The sequence below is a fragment of the Pseudomonas sp. CH235 genome (assembly GCF_004368175.1).
Taxonomy (GTDB): Bacteria; Pseudomonadota; Gammaproteobacteria; order Pseudomonadales; family Pseudomonadaceae; genus Aquipseudomonas; species Aquipseudomonas paraglycinae.
This window is the reverse complement of record NZ_RRZJ01000027.1, coordinates 60,113-80,062: the sequence shown is the minus strand read 5'-3', so window position 1 is coordinate 80,062 and position 19,950 is coordinate 60,113. Positions and strand designations below refer to the sequence as shown.

Sequence of the window (19,950 nt, the reverse complement as noted above, 5' to 3'; positions counted from 1 at the left end):
TCCATCGGGGACTCTTGATTCCAGGGCATGGTCAGCACCTCCTGACCATGATTGATACCTGTAAACCATGTCCCCGGTCTCAAACGTAAAGGATGTACCCGGTCTTTACCCACCCCAGCCCTCTCCCGGAGGGAGAGGGGGCCGACCGAGGTGTCTTGAGAGGTACATCGACCTGATGCACCGAGTCGATTATGGATTCCAAGCATTGGCCTGAGACACAGATTCGATTATGGATTCCGGGACTGTCGTGCATTCTGCGTCGACCGTTGGCCCTCACCCCAGCCCTCTCCCCGGGGGAGAGGGAGCCGACCGAGGTGTCTTAAGAGGTACATCGACCTGAAAAACCGAGTCCATTATGGATTCCAAGCATCGACCTGAAAAACCGAGTCGATTATGGATTCACCGCAGATTTTTCAGGTCGATGTATTCCGACAATATCCCCCGATCGGTTCCCTCTCCCTCTGGGAGAGGGCTAGGGTGAGGGGGCTTCTGGATCAGAGCCGCAATCGACGCTCCTGCGCAACCCGCACAATCTGCTCCAGCACATCCCCCATCTGCCGAATCACCTCCAGATTGCTGAACCGCACCACCTCAATCCCCAGCCGCTAAAGATAAACCGTCCGCCGACGGTCATGAGTTAATCCCGCCTCCTCAAAATGCTGCCCCCCATCCAGCTCCACCGCCAGCTTCAATTCCACACAATAGAAATCCAGCACAAACGGCGGAACCGGCGCCTGCCGGCGAAATTTCAGCCCCGCCACCTGCCGCGCCCGCAGCTTCTGCCAGAGCAGTTGTTCGCAGTCGGTCTGGGATGTGCGCAAGTGGCGGGCGAACTGGCGTTGGGCGAAAGTAGGGCGATTTTGCATGCTTCACGTCCTTGTGAAGGGGATGGAGATTTCACTGTAGACCCGACCAATAGTCAGCACCACCGCCATTCCCGCGAGAGAGGTCTATCCTAGGCGGAGCCCTTTTTCGTGCCTACGGTGACCCGCGATGATCAATCTGGCCACGGCCCATCTGCTCACGGACTACAAGACCTGGGCCAATCAGCGTCTGTTCGACAGCCTGCAAGCGCTGCCGGCGGGGGAGACGACGAGGGAGCGCAAGACGGTTTTCAAAAACATGATCGGTACGCTGAACCACATTTACGTGGTCGACCGGATCTGGCAAGCGCACCTCGAAGGGCGCGAGCACGGTTTCACGACGTCCCATGATCTGGTGCACGCCGATCTCGGCGAGTTGCGTCAGGCCCAGCAGGAAGTCGACGGCTGGTATCGCACCTGGAGCGCGCAGCAGACCGAAGCCTCGCTGAACCGCCCGATCGATTTCAAATTCGTCTCCGGCGATGGCGGCACCATGAATGCCGGGGCGATCCTGATGCACGTGATCAACCACAACAACTACCACCGTGGCTGGGTGGTGCAGATGTATTTCGAGATCCCGCAGATGCCGCCGATGACCGACCTGCCGGTGTACCTGCGCGAGGTCGATCCGGGGTTCAAGCCGATCAGTGCGCCTGTGGCGGAAGAGGCGCCGACATGTGATGGGCAATCAGCGAGCGCAGCCAGCGTTCCGCCGGATCGTTGTCGTTGACCCCGTTCCAGACCATCGACAGCTCCGACGGCACGATGTCGAACGGCGGGTCGTCGGCACGCAACACGCTGCTGCCTTCGACCAATGCGCAGGCGGCGAAGTCCGGCACGGTGGCGAGCATGTCGGTGCCGGCCAGAATCGCCCGCAGCGGAGCGAATTGCGGCACCGCCAGCACCACGCGACGCGCGCGGTTGATTCGCGCCAGATCGTTGTCGATGGCCCCACCCAGATCCCCGGAAAACGACACCAGCGCATGGGGTCGCTCGCAGTATTCGTCGAGGGTCAATGCGCCGGGACGATCATCGCCGCGCAGGATCTTGCAACGCAGGTCCCGCAGCTTTTTGCGTTTGGCATTGGCCGGCAGTTCGGTGGTGTAACTGACGCCGACGGAAATTTCCCCGGACGCCAGCATCGACGACATCAGCAGGAAATTCACCCGGCGGATCACCACCACCACGTCCGGCGCTTCTTCGCGCAATTGCTTGAGCAACGGCGGCAGCAGGCCGAACTCGGCGTCGTCCGACAGACCGATGCGAAACACGTCGCGGCTGCTCAGCGGGTCGAAATCCTTGGCCCGGCTGACCGCGCCGGAGATGGTGTCCATCGCCGGCTGCAATTCCTTGAGGATCGCCAGCGCCCGCTGGGTCGGTTCCAGCACGCGGCCGTTGCGCACCAGTAACGGGTCGTCGAACAGGTCGCGCAGTTTGGCCAGTGAAGCACTGACGGCGGGCTGGCCGAGGAACAGCTTTTCCCCGGCGCGGGTCAGGTTCTTTTCGAACATCAGGGTTTCGAAAATCACCAACAGGTTCATGTCCACGCGACGCAGGTCATTGCGGTTCATGCCGGAAGACTCGCTGGTTTTTTGAGTCTTTTCAGTAAAGCAGCAAAGTCTTGGGCTGTCGGGTCACTGGGCGGGATCGACGCCGGTCAGAACCTTGCGAAACGTTTCCACCAGCGGCCGCAGGTTGATCCGGTGCCACACCGCCCACAACGGCGTGGTGAACGCCAGCCACGGCACTTCCCGCAGCACCACGCCCGGCGGTGCGTTGTGGCTCAGACCTTTCTGGATCATCGCGATCCCCAGCCCCGAAGCGACCAGCCCCAACGCGGTAAACGGCTCGGTGGCCTGCATCCGTACATCCGGGGTGAAGCCCGCGCGAATGCAGGCGCTGACGAACTCATCGTCAGCGCCTTGGCGAGGCTGCACGCCGATCCATTCCTGATCGGCCAGATCCGCCGGGGTCAGCGAGGGCAGTTGGTTGAGAGGGTGATGTTCGGGCAGCGCCAGCAGCATCGGGTCGTCCAGTACCTGAAAGCCCAGCAGGTCCGGGTCGTCGATCGTCGGCGGTTCACTGACCAGCGCGATATCGAGGCTACGCTGACGCAGGCCTTCCAGTTGCTCGGCAGAACTCAGGTTGTACAGCGCGACATGCACGTTCGGCCGGTCGACCCGCAGCACACGCAAGGCATTGGGCAAGACCCCGGCGTGCATCGCGTTTTCGATGTAGCCGATGCACAGGCCGCCTTCTTCGCCACGGCCCAGGCGTTTGCCGAGAGATTCCAGGCGGTTGGCGTGGGTCAGCAGGGCGCGGGTTTCGGCGAGAAAGGTCTGGCCGTCGCGGGTCAGGCGGATGCGCTGCTGGCTGCGTTCGAACAGGGTCAGGCCCAGGCGCTCTTCCAGCTGGGCGATCTGCCGGCTCAGGGGCGATTGGGAAATGTGCAGGCGCTCGGCGGCGCGGCCGACGTGTTCTTCCTCGGCGACGGCGACGAAGTAGCGCAATTGGCGGATGTCGATCATGTCAGACCTTCAAGGACTCAAGTGCTGCGGATTATGTCTTGGACGGTCTGAGTGGCGCAATCTAGGATCTGCTCAACGGTCAACACCGAACACGAACTACGAGGACAGCATCATGAGCTTGAAAGACAAACTCCCCGGCCAACTCGGCTTTGGCACCGCGCCACTGGGCAACATGTTCCGCGCCATTCCTGAAGAAGAAGCCCAGGCTACCGTGCACGCGGCGTGGGATGCCGGCGTGCGTTACTTCGACACCGCGCCGTTCTACGGCTCGGGCCTTTCGGAAATCCGCCTCGGCGAAGCACTGTCTCGATACAAGCGCGACGACTATGTGCTCAGCACCAAGGTCGGCCGGGTGATTCTCGATGAAGTCGAAGACGCCGCCGCCCGGGATCTGGGCGAGAAAAGCGGAGTGTTCGAGCACGGTCGCCCGAACAAGATCGTCAACGACTACAGTGCCGACGCCACCTTGCGCTCGATCGAAGACAGCCTCAAACGTCTGAAAACCGATCGCCTCGACATCGTCTGGGTCCACGACATCGCTCAGGATTTCTACGGCGACCAATGGCTCGAGTATTTCAATCAGGCCCGTACCGGCGCCTTCAAAGTCCTGACCCGCCTGCGTGAAGAAGGCGTGATCAAGGGCTGGGGCCTGGGCGTGAACAAGGTTGAACCGTGCGAGTTGACGCTGGACCTGACCGAGGCGCAGCCTGACGGCTTCCTGCTGGCCGGCCGCTACACCTTGCTTGACCACGACCGTGCCTTGCAGCGTCTGATGGATTCGGCCCGGGCGCAGAACTTTGAAATCGTGGTCGGCGGCCCATACAGCTCGGGGATTCTGGCCGGTGGCGCGCACTTCGAATACCAGAAGGCCAGTCCTGAAATCGTTGCCAGAGTCGAGCAGATCAAACGCATCGCTGCCGCCTACGGCGTCGATGTCAAAGCGGCTGCACTACAATTCTCGCTGGCCAATCCGGCCGTGGCGGCCGTGATTCCCGGCGCGAGCAAACCGGGGCGCATCGCTGAAGATGTAGCAGCGCTGTCGGCGGTCATTCCGGCCGGTTTCTGGCAGGCCATGCGTGAAGCGAAACTGGTGTCCGAACGTGCACCATTACCCATCGACGAGGTGAAAGCATGAAGATCGATCTGAGCGGAAAACTGGCGATTGTCAGCGGCAGCACGGCGGGCATCGGTTTGGGCATCAGCCAGTCGCTGGCCGAGGCGGGCGCCACGGTGGTGGTGATCGGTCGCGACGCGGCCAAGGTCGAGCAGGCGCTGGCAAGCATTCGAGACAAGGTGCCGGGCGCGCAACTGCGGGGTCTGACGGCGGATCTGGGCACGGCCGAAGGCGCGCAGAAACTGTTCGCCGCCGAACCGAAAGCCGACATCCTGGTGAACAACCTCGGCATCTACAACGCCGTGGATTTCTTCGATGCGCCGGACGATGAGTGGACGCGCTTCTATGAAATCAACGTGATCTCCGGCGTGCGCCTGTCGCGGCATTACGTGCCGGCGATGGTCGAGCAGGGCTGGGGCCGGGTGATCTTCCTGTCTTCGGAATCCGGCGTGGCCACCCCGGCCGACATGATCAACTACGGCGTGACCAAAAGCGCCAACCTCGCGGTGTCCCATGGCCTGGCAAAACGCCTGGCGGGCACCGGGGTTACGGTCAACGCGATCCTCCCGGGGCCGACCTTCACCGACGGTGTCGAAGAAATGCTCAAGGATGCCGCCGCCGAATCTGGGCGCAGCCTGCGGGACGAGGCTGACGCCTTTGTGCGCCGGGCCCGTCCGAGCTCGATCATCCAGCGCGTGGCGGATGTCGAAGAGGTCGCGCACCTGGTCACCTACATCGCTTCACCGCTGTCTTCGGCCACCACCGGCGCCGCTTTGCGGGTCGACGGCGGCGTGGTCGACAGCCTGACTATCTGAATTCATCGAGAGAGACTTTTTATTTATGGCAACAGCATCAGCAACGATCGACATCCCGGCTTCGGCCGATCAGGTCTGGCAATTGATTGGCGGCTTCAACACCTTGCCGGACTGGCTGCCGTTCATTCCCAACAGCGAGCTGAGTGAAGGCGGGCGCGTGCGCACCCTGCAAACCGCTGACGGTGGCGTGGTGGTCGAGCGTCTGGAAACGTTCGATAACGCGGGCAAAACCTACAGCTATTCGATTCTGCAGGCACCGTTTCCGGCCACCGATTATCTGGCGACGATTCGTGTTGAGCCCCAAGGGCAGGGCGCGAAGGTGACGTGGTCGGGACGCTTCACGGCCAAGGGCGTGACTGATGAGGAAGTGGTGGCGCTGTTTAGAGGGATCTATCAGGGCGGGCTCGAAGCGCTGCGCGCCAACTACCCCGCCTGAGTTTCTGCAAGAACCCCTTGTGGGAGCTAGCCTGCTAGCGATAACGGTCGATCATTCAACTATTCATTGACTGACACGCCGTCATCGCCAGCAGGCTGGTTCCCACATGGGGAATACATGAAGTTCAAGACTGTGAAATCAGACTCTGCCGACAATCCAGCACCAGCTTCGCCCCGCCCAGATCGCTGCGTCCCACCTCAAGGCTGAACCCATGCAGGTTGACGATCGCCGCGACGATCGACAGTCCCAGACCAAAGCCGTTCTGCAATTGCCCGCCCTCGGCGCGGTAGAACCGCTGGAACACCGCCTCCCGTTCCGACTCGGGAATGCCGGGCCCGGAGTCATGCACTTCGATCCGCGTATGCCCCGCATCATTGACCCCGCGCAACACCACCGTGCCACCGGCCGGGGTGAACTTGATCGAGTTGCTCAACAGGTTCGCCAGCGCTTCAAACAGCAACGCCCGATCGCCGTTCAACATCGGCAGCGTTTCAGGCATGTTCAGCTCGAAACGCAGCTCGTCGTCTTCGGCCAGCGGCAGATAGAACTCGTGCAGTTCCTGCAGCAACAACACCGGATCAAGCTCGACAAACCCCGAGCGCCGCTGACGATCCTCAAGCTCGGAAATCCTCAGCAACCCGCGAAACCGCGCCATCAGCGTATCGGCCTCGGCCAGCACCAGATCCAGTTGCACCGCTTCCGGCGAGCCTTCGCCGGCCTGCTGCTGCATGCGATACAACTGCGCGCGCAAGCGGGTCAGCGGGGTGCGCAGGTCATGGGCGATGTTGTCGCACACGCCTTTGACTTCGTTCATCAAGCGCTCGATGCGATCGAGCATGGCATTGACGATGGCGGCGAGCATGTCCAGCTCATCTCGGCGATTGGACAGTGGCAAACGGTGGGTCAGATCGCCGGCGACAATCGACTGGGCGCTGGCCTGGATCGCCCGGATCCGCCGCAGCGGCCGACGACGCAGCAGATGCCAGCCGATGATCCCCGGCACAATCGTCAGCGACACGCCCCAGAGCAGCGCATGCAGAATGATCTTCGTCACCGCGAACAGCGAGCCGTTGTCACGCAGCAGCACCAGCCAGCGACCGTCGCGGGTCGGGGTGGCTACCGCGTCGCAGCTGTCGGCGGGCAGGGTCGGGTCGTCGGAGTCGGCGCATTCGCTGAGCATGTGGATCTTGCCGTCCAGCGGCAGGCCCTCGGGGATCCTCTGCAACGCGCCACCCAGGTAACGGTGCTGAGCGTCGAACAGACCGTAGGCGTCGATGCCACGAATGTCGAACGTCATGCTGGCGGCGAGCGCGTCTTCCAGCTGATCGCCGCGAAAGTGCGAAAACAGATGCTGACGTTGCATCAGCGAATGTTTGGCCAGATTGTCGAGATAACCGGACACCTCGAAGTACATGACACCCATGAGGATCGCGCTCCAGGCCACGAACAACGAACTGTACAGCGCCAGCAAGCGGCTGCTGGAGGAGCGCCAACCGTCAGACGGGTTCGGCAATGACATAACCCGAGCCTCGCACCGTGCGGATCAGCGGGACATTGCCCGGCGGGTCGATCTTCTTGCGCAGGCGGCCGATGTGCACGTCGATCAGGTTAGTGCCGGGGTCGAAGTGATAGCCCCAGACTTCCTCGAAAATCATCATCCGCGACAGGATCTGGCCGCTGTTGCGCATCAGGAATTCCAGCAATTTGTACTCGGTCGGCAACAATGTCAGCACCTGCTCGGCGCGTCGGGCTTCGTGGCTGATCAGGTCGAGTTGCAGGTCCGCCACCTGCAACGTGGTCGGCTGGGCGCCGTTGCTGTTCTGGCGACGCAGCAACACTTCGACCCGGGCGGCCATTTCATCGGTGGCGAACGGTTTGGTCAGGTAGTCATCGCCGCCGGCGCGCAAGCCGCGAACGCGCTCGTCGACATCGGAGAGGGCGCTGATCATCAGGATCGGCGTGGCCACGCCCATGGTGCGCAGGGTGGTGACGATGGCCAGGCCATCAAGCTCCGGCAGCATGCGGTCGAGGGTGATCAGGTCGTAGTTGCCGCTGACGGCGCGGTCCAGGCCTTCACGGCCGTTGTCGACCCAGTCCACGTCGAGGCCGTGGCTGCTCAGTTCGGCGACAATTTCCCGGGCGGTCACGGCGTCGTCTTCGATGGTGAGGATGCGAGTCATGGTGGGCCTGCTGGTCTGTTCAAACGCAATGGCAGCATTTTGCCAAGATTTTGCGCCGGCGCTTTAAATTAACTTTCATGTTTTAGCGGATACAAACGCCACGGCCGGGCTTTTGTGCCAATGCATAAAACCCGCTGTTATCGACCCGTTGTTGCAATTTGCATGGTCTTAGGAAGTTCAGACTTTTTAAGCTATTGAATTCAAACGATTTATTTAATGTGGGCGACTGGCACGGTCACTGCAATTCCTCTGTTGACGAGTTGTAACACCATTTTTCATGCCTGGAGCACTACAACAATGAATAGATCCTCTGATGGGTTTTATCCTGCCTACGAAGGAGAGTCGAGCAACGTCTCGGGGGTGTCCTGGGGCGCGATCTTCGCAGGGGCTGCCGCTGCGGCGGCACTGTCGCTGATTCTCGTGCTGCTGGGCTTCGGTCTGGGCTTCTCCGCCGTTTCACCGTGGGCCGGGGAGGGCGTCAGCGCCAAGGGCCTGGGCATTTCCACCATTATCTGGCTGGCGGCCACGCAAATCATCGCTTCGGGGCTCGGCGGCTACATTGCTGGTCGCTTGCGAGTGAAGTGGGCCAACATGCACGGTGACGAGGTGTATTTCCGCGACACCGCCCATGGCTTCCTTTCCTGGTGTGTCGCGACGCTGGTCACCGCAACGCTGGTGGTCGGCTCGGTCAGCAGCATCGTCAGCGGTGGCGTGCAGGCCGGTGCGAGTGTTGTCGGCGGCGCTGCCGGTGCCATGACGCAAGCGGCCGGCACAGCGGCCGGCAACACCGACAGTGACCAGTACGGCTACTTCGTCGACAGCCTGTTCCGCGACGATCGTCCCGCCGCCGTCAGCGATGACGCCGCCCGTGGCACCGTAACCCGGATCTTCGCCCAAAGCCTGGCCAACGGTCAGCTCAGCGCCGAAGACCGTACCTACCTCGCACAACTGGTCGCTCAGCGTACCAACCTGACCCAGGCCGACGCCGAACGTCGGGTCGATGAAATCTACGCCCGTACCCAGAAAGCCATCGCCGACGCCAAGCTGAAAGCGCAACAAGCCGCCGACACCGCCGCCAAAGTCGCTGCCTGGACCACGCTGTGGATGTTCATCGCACTGTTGGCCGGTGCGTTCTTCGCCAGCCTCTCGGCCACCTTCGGCGGTCGTCGCCGGGATGCGGTCGAGTACGTCGAAGTCGAAACCTACACCACGACCACGCTGCCGCCAGTCCGTTAATCAAGGAGAACCACCATGCGCTCACTACTGCTGTTTTTCCTCGGTGTTCCAATCCCGATCATCATCCTGATCGCCCTGTTCGTGCACTGATTCCTTGAGGCACATGCCTTGGCCGCTTCCACCTTCGGGTTGAAGCGGCTTTTTGCTTTCTGCGCGGGGCCGAAGGCGCAGAACCGACCAGTCATTTCCATGGCCTGGATCAATATTCGTCGGCGCAATATCCCCTACCGTGAAATTTCCAGGCCCTTGCCGCTGGATCGACTACATTGCTTGCGCGCACTTTGCTGCGCGAGCGGAACCAACCTGCCGGCCCGATAGAGAGATAACACCCGACGTGCCGGCGAGGTGTAGTGCAGCAAGGAGCTGTTTCAACCTCACCTGAACTTTTCACGGATGATCATTGCAATGCACTGCCTAGAAAGAACCTTCGATATCCAGCCTTTGGCGCAGGCGGATATGACTGTCCACATCAACGGCCAGCCGGTCACCGCCGCCATCGGCGAAACCGTGCTCAGCGTCATTCAGTCCCTCGGCGTGCGCCAGGTCGCGCGCAACGATCACAACCAGATCAGCGGTGCCTATTGCGGCATGGGCGTGTGCCAGTGCTGCCTGGTGAAAATCAACGGCCGGCACAAGCGCCGCGCCTGCCAGACCGTGGTACGCGAGGGCATGCTGATCGAAACCCAGGTCAACCGTATTCACGGGCAGGAGGTGGTATGAGCCTGCATCCGGTGATCGTCGGCGGTGGTCCGGCGGGAATGGCCGCGGCCATCGAACTGGCCCTGCACGGGGTGCGCTGCACCTTGCTGGAAGAGGCTTCGCGCCTGGGTGGCGTGGTCTATCGCGGGCCGCTGCGTGACGGCGTGCAGCTGGATTACCTGGGGCCGCGCTATGCCGAGGCGCTGGGCAAACTACACGGTGATTTTCAGGAGCAGTCCGGGCTGATCGACGTGCGCCTCAACCACCGCGTGGTCGGCGCCGAAGGCACGCGCTCGCTGGTGGTGCTGGACGGCGACGAGCGTCTGCACGAAATCGAATACCCGCAGTTGCTGCTGGCCGCCGGTTGCCATGAACGCAGCGTGCCGTTTCCAGGCTGGACGCTGCCCGGCGTGATCATGCTCGGCGGCCTGCAATTGCAGATCAAAAGTGGCGTGGTCAAACCGCAGGGGCCGGTGGTGATTGCCGGTACCGGGCCGCTGTTGCCGCTGGTGGCGACCCAGTTGCATGCGTCGGGTGTGAGCGTGGCCGGGGTCTACGAGGCCTGCGCATTCGGCAAGATCGCCAAGGAAAGTCTGGCACTGCTGAACAAGCCGCAACTGTTCCTCGATGGCTTGAGCATGCTCGCTTATCTGAAACTGCATGGCATCCCGATGAACTACGGCTGGGGCGTGGTCGAAGCGCACGGCGAAGGCGAACTGAAAAGCGTCAGCGTGGCGCCGTACTCGGCAACGTGGGAGCCGGACATGAGTCGCGTCGAACGCTTCGAGGCGAAGACACTCGCGGTCGGCTACGGCTTCATTCCGCGCACGCAACTGAGTCAGCAAATGGGCCTGGATCACGGCTTCAGCGACGACGGTTACCTGCGCGCCAACGCCAACATCTGGCAGCAAAGCAGCGAGCCCCACGTGCATCTGGCCGGTGACATGGGCGGGATTCGCGGCGGTGAAGCGGCGATGCTGGCCGGCAAGATCGCGGCGACCTCGATCCTGCTGCAACGCGGTGTGCTCGAAGAGGAACTGGCGCGCGTCCGTCGCGACCGTTATCTGGGCAAACTCAAAGCCATCGTGCGCTTCCGCGCGGCGGTGGATCGCTACACCGAACGCGGCGTCGGGCAGACCGCATTGCCGGCTGCCGACACGGTGATCTGCCGCTGCGAACACGCGACCCGCGCCGACATCGACCGCGCGCTGGAGCAGGGCGTGCAAGACATCGCCAGCCTGAAAATGCGCACCCGCGTAAGCATGGGCGACTGTCAGGGGCGGATGTGCGTCGGCTATTGCAGCGACCGCTTGCGTCAGTCCACCGGGCGCAAGGATGTCGGCTGGCTGCGGCCGCGCTTCCCCATCGATCCGATTCCTTTTTCCGCGTTCCAGTCCCTCGGCACGGAGGCCGTTTCCCATGAGTAAGTTCTATGACGTGGTCATCGCCGGCGGCGGTGTGATCGGCGCGTCCATCGCCTACCAATTGTCCAAGCGCAAAGGCCTCAAGGTTGCGCTGATCGACGCCAAGCGCCCGGGCAACGCGACCCGCGCTTCGGCCGGTGGTTTGTGGGCGATTGGCGAGTCGGTGGGATTGGGTTGCGGGGTGATTTTCTTCCGCATGATGTCGGCCAACCGCAAGCGCGAAACCCAGGGCGCGGCGGTGGCGGTTGACTCCAGCACACCGCACATCCTGCCGCCGTCGTTTTTCGATTTCGCCTTGCAGTCCAACGCGCTGTACCCGGCGCTGCACCGCGAGCTGCGTGACAATCACGGGATGGATTTCAAGTTCGAAAAGACCGGGCTCAAATTCGTGATCTATGACGATGAAGACCGGTTGTACGCCGAGCACATCGTCGGCTGCATTCCGCACCTGGCCGATCAGGTGCGCTGGCTGGATCAGGCGGCATTGCGCGAGTCAGAGCCGAGCGTCAGCCATGAAGCGCGCGGGGCGCTGGAGTTTCTCTGCGACCACCAGGTCAGCCCGTTCCGCCTGGCCGACGCCTACACCGAAGGTGCCCGGCAGAATGGCGTGGACATGTACGTCAACACCAACATAACCGGCGTGCTGCATCACGGCACGCGGGTGACTGGCGTACAGACGGCCGAAGCCGGGGTGTTTCACTGCAAGACCCTGATCAACGCCGCTGGCGCTTGGGCGGCGGATTTGAGCGAGTGGGCCACGGGCATTCGCATTCCGGTGAAACCGGTGAAAGGCCAGATCCTGCTGACCGAGCGCCTGCCGAAAATCCTCAACGGTTGCCTGACCACCAGCGATTGCTACATGGCGCAGAAGGACAACGGCGAAATCCTGATCGGCAGCACCACCGAGGACAAGGGCTTCGACGTCACCACCACCTGGCCGGAAATCGCCGGGCTGGTGCAGGGCGCGGTGCGTTGTCTGCCGGAACTGGCGGACATCAACCTCAAGCGTACCTGGGCCGGATTGCGGCCGGGCTCGCCGGATGAGTTGCCGATTCTCGGGCCGATGGCCGGGGTCGAGGGTTACCTCAACGCCTGTGGGCATTTCCGCACCGGGGTGCTGACGTCGGCGATTACCGGGGTGTTGCTGGACAAACTGGTCAACGATGAACCGCTGCCGCTGGACATCACGCCGTTTCTGGCGGACCGGTTTGAAGTGGCGCCGGCCAAAGAAGAGAGGGAGCTGGAGATAGCCTGAGCCTGCTGGCTGTGATCGTTCCCACGTCGAACCGTCCGCGTGGGAATGCAGCCCGGGACGCTCCGCGTCCCTTCCAGAGCTGGAACGCGGAGCGTCCCTTGAGGCATTCCCACGCAGAGCGTGGGAACGATCATCAACTCTGAAAACGTCAGGACTTGCCCGATTGCTCTTCCAGTTGATCCGACTCGAACAACCGGGCCAGTTCCGCCCGCGCTTCCTGCGCGGTCTGCAGCACTTTGGCCGCGTCGTCGTACACCGCGTGTTGAGCCTCGAGTACCTGTTCGTCATGGTGCTTGAAGCGCTTGATCCGCGCATCGGCCTGGGCCTGGGTCAAGCCAAGGCCAACCAGGGTGCGGCGGCTCATTTCCAGGCTTGAGTAATAGGTCTCCCGGATCGGATCGGCCCCGACATCCACCAGCCGATGCACATGCTGCCGGTTACGCGCCCGGGCGATGATCTTCATGTCTGGATAGAGCTTGCGCACGATCTCAGCGGTCTTGATGTTGGTTTCCGGATCATCCGTGGCAATCACGAAGTACTCCGCTTCACCGACCTTGGCCGCACTGAGGATTTCCGGACGCATCGGGTCACCGTAGAACACCGGTACGCCACCAAAACTGCGCGACAGTTCGATGGTTTCCACCGAGGTGTCCAGCGCCACGAACTTGATGTTCTGCGCCCGCAGGATCCGCGCCACGATCTGACCCATCCGGCCCATGCCGGCGATCACCACTCGCGGGGTTTCGGTTTCGATCTGGCGGAATTTCTCCGGCACTTCCACTGGCTGCACCTTGGGGCTGACCAATCGTGCGCAGATCAGCAGCAACAACGGCGTAACCGCCATCGACAGGGTGATGGTGAGTACCAGCAGGTCATACAGACGCGGTTCGAACAGGCCCTGATCGCGGCCGATCTTGAACACCACAAACGCGAATTCACCGCCCGCCGCCAGCACGATGCCTAGGCGAATCGCACTGACCTTGTTCAATCCACCGGCCAGACGTCCGACCACAAACAACAACGGCAACTTCAGGGCGATCAGCAGCAACGTCAGGCCCAGCACCGTGATCGGCGCGCTGAGCAGCAGACTGAGGTTGGCGCCCATGCCGACGCTGATGAAAAACAACCCGAGCAGCAGGCCCTTGAACGGCTCGATCTGCGCTTCCAGCTCATGGCGATATTCCGAATCCGCCAGCAGCAACCCGGCGAGAAATGCGCCCAGCGCCATCGACACACCGACCATGTCCATCAGCCATGCGGTGCCGATTACCACCAGCAACGCAGTGGCGGTAGAGACTTCCGGCAGACCGGTTTTCGCCACCACGCGGAACACCGGACGCAACAGATATCGCCCGCCGATCACCACCACGGCGATGCTGCCGAGCACCTGCAAACTGTGGCGCACATCGTCGGCGGTGCTGGTGTGGTGATCGACGCCCGCGAGCATCGGCACCAGCGCGATCAGCGGGATCGCGGCGATGTCCTGGAACAGCAGAATCGCAAACGCCAACCGCCCGTGGGGGCTGGTCAGTTCCTTGCGCTCGGCGAGGCTTTGCAGGCCGAATGCGGTGGACGACAGCGCCAGGCCCAGGCCCAAGACAATCGCGCTGTTCAACGGCTGACCGAACACCGACAACGCCAGCACCCCGATCACCGAACCGGTCAGCAGCACCTGCGCCAGACCCACGCCGAACACCGATTTGCGCATCACCCACAAACGTCGCGGCGACAGCTCAAGACCGATGATGAACAACAGCAGCACCACGCCCAGTTCCGAGATATGGCTGACACTTTGCGGATTGCCGATCAGACCCAGTACCGACGGGCCGATGATCACCCCGGCAAACAGATAACCGAGCACCGCGCCCAGTTGCAGGCGCTTGGCCAGGGGAACGGTGAGCACGGCGGCGAAGAGAAAGACGACGGCGGCTTGCAACAGATTGCCTTCATGGGGCATGAGCGGAACTCCAGTAACGCGGTACGGCGGGGGGCGACAAGGATAAAGGCTGAAATGATTGCAGATCCAGCGCAGAGCCTGATTGAGCAGATGTGCTTCTGTAATAATTTGCATCAATTGGTTACATTTATAGCCTCAGCGAATCAATTCCTTCGAGTTTTCCATGGCCATCAACTTCGACCTCAACGACCTGCAAGCCTTTCGCGCCGTGGTCGAGCAGGGCAGTTTCCGCAAGGCCGCCGACACCGTGCGCCTGTCGCAACCGGCCCTGAGCCGGCGCATCGAAAAGCTCGAAGACGCCCTCGGCGTGAAGCTGTTCGAACGCACCACGCGCAAGGTCAGCCTGACCCAGGCCGGACGCGGTTTCATGCCCAGCGTCGAACGCTTGCTCGACGATCTGGACGTCGCGTTGCTCGGCATCAGCGAAGTCGCCTCGAATCGGCAGGGCCACGTAACCGTCGCTTGCGTGCCGTCGGCGGCGTACTACTTCATGCCGAGCGTGGTCGCCCGTTATCACCAGCAGTTTCCGCGAATCAAAGTCAAAGTCCTCGATTCCAGCGCCCACGACGTGCTGAGCGCGGTGGTCAACGGCGAGGCGGATTTCGGTCTGAGTTTCATGGGTACCCAGGAGGCGGGCGTGGATTTCGAGCCGCTGGTGCAGGAGAGCTACGTAGTCGCCTGTCGCCGCGATCATCCGTTGGCCGGAAGCAGTAGTGTGACCTGGGACGAGTTCTACCGGCAGGATTACATCTCGCTCGACAAGACCTCGGGCAACCGTTTTCTGCTGGATCAGGCCCTGGCCAAAGTGGTGCCGCAGCGCCCGAGCATTTGCGAGACGCGGCATGTGACGACCATGATTGGTCTGGTGGAAGCGGGATTGGGTGTGGCGGCGGTGCCGCTGATGGCGATGCCGGCGGCGGATCATCCGATTCTGACGCGGGTGCCGCTGACCGATCCGCAAGTGATGCGCAGCGTCGGCATCATCAAACGCCGGGGTCGTACGCTGACCCCGGCGGCACTGGAGCTGGAGCGGCTGGTGGTGGAAATGAAAGTCCAGCCGCCGACGGTCAGCGCTTGACCGAATCCAGACCGGTGGCCTGCACGTCAGGCTGGGCTGCAGGTGCGGCCAGATAAGCGAGCAACGCCTTGGCTTCCTGCGGATGCTGCGCACCCACCGGAATCCCCGCTGCAAACCGCGTTACCGACTGCACCGATTCAGGAATCTTCGCCACAAAACTCACCCCCGGCACCGGCAGCAATTCGCTGACCTGCTGGAAGCCCAGTTGATAGTCGCCGGTGGCGACCACCGAGCCGACCGGGATTTTCGGGATCATCTTCGCCTTCGGTTTCAGCTGATCTTCGATGCCGAGTTTCTTGAACAATTGCTGCTCGATGTACACGCCGCTGGCGCTGTCGGAGTAGGCCACCGACTGGGCGTCGAGCAGGGTTTTCTTCAGGGCGTCGACGTTGCTGATGTCCGGTTTCGGCGCGCCTTCGCGCACCACCAGGCCGATCCGCGAATCCGCCAGCTCCACACGCGAAGCCGGGTCGACCTTGCCTTGCTTGATCAGATCATCGAGGGCGTAGCCGACCATGATCACCACGTCGGCCTTTTCACCACGGGCGAGGCGATTGGGGATTGCCTCCGGCGCCTTGCCCATCGACGGGCCGAGTTGGGTGTCCAGCGTGTTGCCGGTGGCGGCGGCGAATTTCGGCCCGAGGATCTTGTAGGCGGCGGTGAAGCCGCCGGAGGTCATGACCCGCAGTTCTTCGGCCTGGGCCGCAACGTTGAACGCAAGACCGGCGAGCAGGGCGGTAACGGTAAACAGTTTTTTCATGGTGATGTTCTCAGGCAGTAACAGGTTGCAGACGACCGCCGGCCCGGCGATACAGATAAAGCGTCGCGCACAATGCGCAGAGCGCGCCGATGCTCATCCAGTAACCCGGTGCGGCTTTGTCGCCGGTGTACTGGATCAGGAAGGTCGACATCGCTGGAGTGAATCCGCCGAACACGGCAGTGGCGAGGCTGTAAGCCAGGGAGAAACCGGCCACCCGCACTTCCACCGGCATGATTTCGGTCAGCGCCGGAATCATTGCGCCGTTGTACAGGCCGTAGATAAACGACAGCCACAACAGCGACAGCAGCATGTGGCTGAAGCTCGGCGCCTGCACCAGATACGACAGCGCCGGATAAGTGGTGGCCAGCGCCAGCAGCGCCATGGCGATCAGCACCGGACGGCGGCCGACGCGATCGGACAACGCGCCGCCAATCGGCAGCCAGAAGAAGTTGGAAACGGCCACCAGCAGCGTCACCAGCAACGCATCGGATGTGCTCAGGTGCAGCACGGTTTTGCCGAAGGTCGGTGCGTACACGGTGATCAGGTAGAACGCAGTGGTAGTCAGGGCAACCATCAGCATCCCGCCCAGCACCACGCCCCAGTTCTGGCCGAGGGTGCGAAACACTTCCTTCATGCTTGGACGATGTTTGCGAGCGGCGAACTCTTCGGTTTCCGCCAGATTGCGCCGCAGAAAGAAGATGAACGGCACGATCATGCAGCCGACGAAAAACGGAATCCGCCAGCCCCAATCGGCGACAGCTTCCGGCGCCATCCACTGGTTCAAACCGTAACCTAGCGCGGCGGCGACGACGATGGCCACCTGCTGACTGGCCGACTGCCAGGCGGTGAAAAAGCCTTTGCGACCGGGTGTAGCGATCTCCGAGAGATACACCGAAACCCCGCCCAATTCCGCACCCGCGGAGAAACCTTGCAACAGCCTTCCGATCAACACCAGCGCCGGGGCGAACAGACCGATGGTTTCGTATCCGGGCACCAGCACAATCAAGATCGTGCCGCTGGCCATGATCGACAGGGTGACGATCAGACCTTTGCGCCGACCGACGTCATCGATGTACGCGCCGAGCACGATGGCCCCCAGCGGACGCATCAAAAAGCCTGCGCCGAACACTGCGAAAGTCATCATCAGGGACGCGAACTCACTGCTCGCCGGAAAGAACACCGCCGCGATCTGCGTGGCGTAGAAACCGAACAGAAAGAAGTCGAACTGTTCGAGGAAGTTACCCGAGGTCACCCGGAAAATGGCGCCGGCCCGCGAGCCGCCGTGTGGGATTGAGGCTGTCATAGAAAAGTACTCCACCGCTTTTATGACGTGCGCGACGGGGAGGCGGCGCACGGTTCTTATTGGGGCGGATAGTGGCGCGCAAGGATCGATTTGTTAATTGCATTGTTGGCATGGATTGATGCGCTATGCAGATCAATGGCGTGCTATGGCAGCTGTTTTGGCGTCGCTGCCTGTACGGTTCTGGCTACCATCGAGTCTTGCGCTGGTGCGGCGATGTTCACAAAAGTCCCGTCCCAGTCAGGGTCTATCCTGCGAATGCGTTCACGCAGATCCGGATGGCCCGAGAGCAGAAGAGAGCTGGAAGTGCCAGGGCCGAAAAACAGGTGGCTGAACTCGGCGGCACGGGCGGCCTTGAGGGTCGAGCCCATTTTGTATCCGCCGATTTTCTTCAGTGCCCCGGCAATACTGTCGGGGTTGCGGGTGTATTGCACGGCGGTCGCATCGGCCAGGAATTCGCGTTGCCGGCTGACTGCAGCCTTGATCAGGTTGCCGAAGAACGTCCCGGAGAATCCGACAATGCACAGCGCAGTGCCAAACATGCTGACCAGAATGGTCGGCTGCTTACGATTGGCAGATGAGTGTGGTGTGTCCTCAAGACCGCGCAAGAGATGGTTTCCCGCCAACCCGATCACCATGATCCCATGGACGATCGCTACCAGTTGAGTGTTCAGGCGCATGTCGCCGTTATAGATATGGCTGAATTCGTGGGCGATAACGCCTTGCAGTTCATCGCGTGACAACAGGCTTATCGCACCTTGAGTGACGCCAATCACTGCATCCTGAGGAGCGAGGCCGGCAGCAAATGCATTGATGCCCAGATCTGGCAGCAGATACACGGGAGGGACTGCGGTGCCGGACGCCAAGGCCATTTCCTCCACTACGTTGACCAGGCGGCGCTCTTCCAGAGTCCGCGCGTCATGGTTGATCAGACGACCACCCAAACGGCGCGCTACCACTTTGCCGCCCCCTTTCAGTTCGATGTATTTGACCAGCCCGCCGAGCAACACAACACCCGTTACCAGCGCTGCAATGATCGCGAAAAACTGCCAGTTTTCCGCAAGATCCTCGAGCGTTTTGCCGTACGAGATCGGCAGAATCAGTAGCATGAAGGACACAAGAATCAAGCCGAGTACGGCGAGAAACATCAGGATCACGAGCTGCACCGAGCGACGTTTGGCCCGGCACTGTTGTTCAAAGAAATTCATCTAGCCATCCGTGGACGTGGAGTCTGAATCAATCCGCCGTTGCCGTCATCTGATCAGGCACCGGTTTGCCCGCTGCGGCAGCCGTCGTAAAACTCCCGTCCCACTGCGGATCGATCCGACGAATCCGCACGCTCAGATCAGGGTGGGTCGCAAACATCCGGCTCAGCCAACCTGATCCGCCTGTGCTGAAGAACAAATGACTGAATTCGGCGGCACGGGGGGAGTTGATGACGGAACCTTGTTTATGGGCGCCGATTTTTTTCAGGGCACCGACAATGCTTTGCGGATTGCGCGTGTATTGCACCGCGCTGGCATCGGCGAGGAATTCACGCTGGCGACTGACAGCCGCCTTGATCAAATTGCCATAGAGATTTCCGATAAATCCGGCCACGCACAGTGCGAAACCGAGCGCAAAAACCACCAGCATCAACCGCACGTCGCGTTTGTCGCGTTTGAGCAGGCTGGCCAGTATGTAAGTGCCAGCCAGCCCCAACACCAACAGGCCGTGCACCACTGCCACCAGTTGCGTGTTGAGGCGCATGTCACCGTTGAAAATGTGGCTGAATTCGTGGGCGATCACCCCTTGCAGTTCTTCCCGGGTCAGCAGCGCCACCGCGCCACGGGTCACACCAATGGCCGCGTCCTCCGGTGTAAATCCGGCCGCGAAGGCGTTGATGCTTTCGTCGGGTAACAGATACACCGCCGGCATGCAGGTGCCGGAGGCAATCGCCATTTCTTCGACGACGTTCATCAACCGCTGCTCGTCCTGGGTACGCACATTGCCATTGAGCAGGCGGCCACCCAGTTTCTCCGCGACGACCTTGCCGCCCGCGCGCAGCTGCCGATATTTCAGCAGACCGCCAATCACCACGATGCTGCTAATGAACGATGCGATAACGGCCATTGCCAGAAACGCGTCCGCCAGCGTGCCAGTCCCGCTCAGGTAATCCTCAAAACCATTGAAGACGAAGGGCAGGCTGGTCATCCCGATCAGCATGACAATCGCCAGAATCATCATGCACACCAGCCGTTGCGTCTGGTTTCGGGCCTGGGTTTGTCGTTCGAAAAAGTTCATCGAGCCATCCATGGAGAGAAGA

18 protein-coding genes and 1 pseudogene are annotated in these 19,950 nt (G+C 61.6%); 9 read left to right on the top strand and 10 right to left on the bottom strand.

The features are described 5' to 3' along the window. Positions 1-399: 399 nt before the first annotated feature. Positions 400-866, bottom strand: a pseudogene (locus EIY71_RS22840) (endonuclease domain-containing protein). Positions 867-993: 127 nt separating this feature from the next. On the opposite strand from EIY71_RS22840, the gene EIY71_RS22835 reads away from it, so the two are divergent. Beyond that, positions 994-1,593 carry a DinB family protein gene (locus EIY71_RS22835; protein ID WP_085746033.1) on the top strand — a complete coding sequence of 200 codons (600 nt, stop codon included), beginning with the start codon at positions 994-996 and terminating at the stop codon, positions 1,591-1,593. Here the strand turns inward: EIY71_RS22835 and EIY71_RS22830 are convergent. Beyond that, entirely contained in the window at positions 1,508-2,434 is a 927-nt protein-coding gene (locus EIY71_RS22830; protein WP_085602635.1) for a LysR substrate-binding domain-containing protein, read from the bottom strand. The genes EIY71_RS22835 and EIY71_RS22830 overlap by 86 nt on opposite strands. Positions 2,435-2,497: 63 nt before the next feature. Further along, positions 2,498-3,391 carry a LysR substrate-binding domain-containing protein gene (locus EIY71_RS22825; protein WP_134023236.1) on the bottom strand — a complete coding sequence of 298 codons (894 nt, stop codon included), beginning with the start codon at positions 3,389-3,391 and terminating at the stop codon, positions 2,498-2,500. 112 nt (positions 3,392-3,503) lie between these two features. On the opposite strand from EIY71_RS22825, the gene EIY71_RS22820 reads away from it, so the two are divergent. From EIY71_RS22820 to EIY71_RS22810, 3 genes are read left to right on the top strand one after another with little or no spacing between them, the layout of a single operon-like run. After that, the gene (locus EIY71_RS22820; RefSeq protein WP_134023234.1) at positions 3,504-4,526 is read left to right on the top strand and encodes an aldo/keto reductase; all 1,023 of its coding nucleotides are present in this window, start codon (positions 3,504-3,506) and stop codon (positions 4,524-4,526) included. Continuing rightward, on the top strand, positions 4,523-5,320 hold the full coding sequence (locus EIY71_RS22815; protein WP_007952959.1) for an SDR family NAD(P)-dependent oxidoreductase: 798 nt from the start codon (positions 4,523-4,525) through the stop codon (positions 5,318-5,320). Before EIY71_RS22820 ends, EIY71_RS22815 begins: the two co-directional genes overlap by 4 nt. Before the next feature lie 25 nt (positions 5,321-5,345). Then, a complete protein-coding gene (locus tag EIY71_RS22810) occupies positions 5,346-5,756 on the top strand; it encodes an SRPBCC family protein (protein WP_129974124.1) in 411 nt (136 codons plus the stop codon). 124 nt (positions 5,757-5,880) lie between these two features. Here EIY71_RS22810 and EIY71_RS22805 read toward each other — a convergent pair whose 3' ends face one another. Together EIY71_RS22805 and EIY71_RS22800 are read right to left on the bottom strand one after the other, a co-directional pair. Then, positions 5,881-7,275 (bottom strand): HAMP domain-containing sensor histidine kinase, encoded by a 1,395-nt coding sequence (locus tag EIY71_RS22805; protein ID WP_129974125.1) that lies wholly within the window; start codon positions 7,273-7,275, stop codon positions 5,881-5,883. Then, complete coding sequence (locus tag EIY71_RS22800; protein ID WP_007952956.1) at positions 7,253-7,936, bottom strand: response regulator transcription factor; 684 nt, start codon at positions 7,934-7,936, stop codon at positions 7,253-7,255. The genes EIY71_RS22805 and EIY71_RS22800 overlap by 23 nt, the downstream gene beginning before the upstream one ends. Before the next feature lie 297 nt (positions 7,937-8,233). On the opposite strand from EIY71_RS22800, the gene EIY71_RS22795 reads away from it, so the two are divergent. The 4 genes from EIY71_RS22795 to hcnC all read left to right on the top strand — a co-directional run bounded on the left by EIY71_RS22795 (position 8,234) and on the right by hcnC (position 12,550). After that, positions 8,234-9,172, top strand: a complete 939-nt coding sequence (locus EIY71_RS22795) for a hypothetical protein (RefSeq protein WP_102687794.1) — start codon at positions 8,234-8,236, stop codon at positions 9,170-9,172. Between the two features lie 405 nt (positions 9,173-9,577). Beyond that, positions 9,578-9,892 (top strand): cyanide-forming glycine dehydrogenase subunit HcnA, encoded by a 315-nt coding sequence (hcnA, locus tag EIY71_RS22790; RefSeq protein WP_085746268.1) that lies wholly within the window; start codon positions 9,578-9,580, stop codon positions 9,890-9,892. Continuing rightward, positions 9,889-11,298, top strand: a complete 1,410-nt coding sequence (gene hcnB / locus EIY71_RS22785) for a cyanide-forming glycine dehydrogenase subunit HcnB (protein ID WP_134023232.1) — start codon at positions 9,889-9,891, stop codon at positions 11,296-11,298. The genes hcnA and hcnB overlap by 4 nt, the downstream gene beginning before the upstream one ends. Continuing rightward, complete coding sequence (hcnC, locus tag EIY71_RS22780) at positions 11,291-12,550, top strand: cyanide-forming glycine dehydrogenase subunit HcnC (RefSeq protein WP_134023230.1); 1,260 nt, start codon at positions 11,291-11,293, stop codon at positions 12,548-12,550. The genes hcnB and hcnC overlap by 8 nt, the downstream gene beginning before the upstream one ends. 148 nt (positions 12,551-12,698) lie before the next feature. Here the strand turns inward: hcnC and EIY71_RS22775 are convergent, their stop codons facing one another. Continuing rightward, positions 12,699-14,507, bottom strand: coding sequence for a monovalent cation:proton antiporter-2 (CPA2) family protein (locus tag EIY71_RS22775; protein ID WP_134023228.1), 1,809 nt, complete (start codon positions 14,505-14,507; stop codon positions 12,699-12,701). Between the two features lie 163 nt (positions 14,508-14,670). Between EIY71_RS22775 and EIY71_RS22770 the strand changes: the two genes are divergently transcribed. After that, positions 14,671-15,585, top strand: a complete 915-nt coding sequence (locus EIY71_RS22770; RefSeq protein ID WP_134023226.1) for a LysR family transcriptional regulator — start codon at positions 14,671-14,673, stop codon at positions 15,583-15,585. On the opposite strand, the gene EIY71_RS22765 is transcribed toward EIY71_RS22770, so the two are convergent. The 4 genes from EIY71_RS22765 to EIY71_RS22750 all read right to left on the bottom strand — a co-directional run bounded on the left by EIY71_RS22765 (position 15,575) and on the right by EIY71_RS22750 (position 19,928). Beyond that, entirely contained in the window at positions 15,575-16,345 is a 771-nt protein-coding gene (locus EIY71_RS22765) for a substrate-binding domain-containing protein (protein ID WP_134023224.1), read from the bottom strand. The genes EIY71_RS22770 and EIY71_RS22765 overlap by 11 nt on opposite strands. A gap of 10 nt (positions 16,346-16,355) precedes the next feature. Further along, positions 16,356-17,648: an MFS transporter gene (locus EIY71_RS22760; RefSeq protein WP_134023222.1), complete on the bottom strand. Its 1,293-nt coding sequence runs from the start codon at positions 17,646-17,648 to the stop codon at positions 16,356-16,358. A 143-nt stretch (positions 17,649-17,791) separates the two neighbouring features. Continuing rightward, on the bottom strand, positions 17,792-18,853 hold the full coding sequence (locus EIY71_RS22755; protein WP_134023220.1) for a M48 family metallopeptidase: 1,062 nt from the start codon (positions 18,851-18,853) through the stop codon (positions 17,792-17,794). 28 nt (positions 18,854-18,881) lie between these two features. Continuing rightward, the gene (locus tag EIY71_RS22750) at positions 18,882-19,928 is read right to left on the bottom strand and encodes a M48 family metallopeptidase (protein WP_134023218.1); all 1,047 of its coding nucleotides are present in this window, start codon (positions 19,926-19,928) and stop codon (positions 18,882-18,884) included. Positions 19,929-19,950: the final 22 nt, after the last annotated feature.

What these genes read in the sequence shown, in the direction of transcription:
- EIY71_RS22835 (WP_085746033.1), top strand. Translation starts at nt 994, where the DNA reads ATGATCAATCTGGCCACGGCCCATCTGCTCACGGACTACAAGACCTGG.
- EIY71_RS22830 (WP_085602635.1), bottom strand. Translation starts at nt 2,434, where the DNA reads ATGAACCGCAATGACCTGCGTCGCGTGGACATGAACCTGTTGGTGATT.
- EIY71_RS22825 (WP_134023236.1), bottom strand. Translation starts at nt 3,391, where the DNA reads ATGATCGACATCCGCCAATTGCGCTACTTCGTCGCCGTCGCCGAGGAA.
- EIY71_RS22820 (WP_134023234.1), top strand. Translation starts at nt 3,504, where the DNA reads ATGAGCTTGAAAGACAAACTCCCCGGCCAACTCGGCTTTGGCACCGCG.
- EIY71_RS22815 (WP_007952959.1), top strand. Translation starts at nt 4,523, where the DNA reads ATGAAGATCGATCTGAGCGGAAAACTGGCGATTGTCAGCGGCAGCACG.
- EIY71_RS22810 (WP_129974124.1), top strand. Translation starts at nt 5,346, where the DNA reads ATGGCAACAGCATCAGCAACGATCGACATCCCGGCTTCGGCCGATCAG.
- EIY71_RS22805 (WP_129974125.1), bottom strand. Translation starts at nt 7,275, where the DNA reads ATGTCATTGCCGAACCCGTCTGACGGTTGGCGCTCCTCCAGCAGCCGC.
- EIY71_RS22800 (WP_007952956.1), bottom strand. Translation starts at nt 7,936, where the DNA reads ATGACTCGCATCCTCACCATCGAAGACGACGCCGTGACCGCCCGGGAA.
- EIY71_RS22795 (WP_102687794.1), top strand. Translation starts at nt 8,234, where the DNA reads ATGAATAGATCCTCTGATGGGTTTTATCCTGCCTACGAAGGAGAGTCG.
- hcnA (WP_085746268.1), top strand. Translation starts at nt 9,578, where the DNA reads ATGCACTGCCTAGAAAGAACCTTCGATATCCAGCCTTTGGCGCAGGCG.
- hcnB (WP_134023232.1), top strand. Translation starts at nt 9,889, where the DNA reads ATGAGCCTGCATCCGGTGATCGTCGGCGGTGGTCCGGCGGGAATGGCC.
- hcnC (WP_134023230.1), top strand. Translation starts at nt 11,291, where the DNA reads ATGAGTAAGTTCTATGACGTGGTCATCGCCGGCGGCGGTGTGATCGGC.
- EIY71_RS22775 (WP_134023228.1), bottom strand. Translation starts at nt 14,507, where the DNA reads ATGCCCCATGAAGGCAATCTGTTGCAAGCCGCCGTCGTCTTTCTCTTC.
- EIY71_RS22770 (WP_134023226.1), top strand. Translation starts at nt 14,671, where the DNA reads ATGGCCATCAACTTCGACCTCAACGACCTGCAAGCCTTTCGCGCCGTG.
- EIY71_RS22765 (WP_134023224.1), bottom strand. Translation starts at nt 16,345, where the DNA reads ATGAAAAAACTGTTTACCGTTACCGCCCTGCTCGCCGGTCTTGCGTTC.
- EIY71_RS22760 (WP_134023222.1), bottom strand. Translation starts at nt 17,648, where the DNA reads ATGACAGCCTCAATCCCACACGGCGGCTCGCGGGCCGGCGCCATTTTC.
- EIY71_RS22755 (WP_134023220.1), bottom strand. Translation starts at nt 18,853, where the DNA reads ATGAATTTCTTTGAACAACAGTGCCGGGCCAAACGTCGCTCGGTGCAG.
- EIY71_RS22750 (WP_134023218.1), bottom strand. Translation starts at nt 19,928, where the DNA reads ATGAACTTTTTCGAACGACAAACCCAGGCCCGAAACCAGACGCAACGG.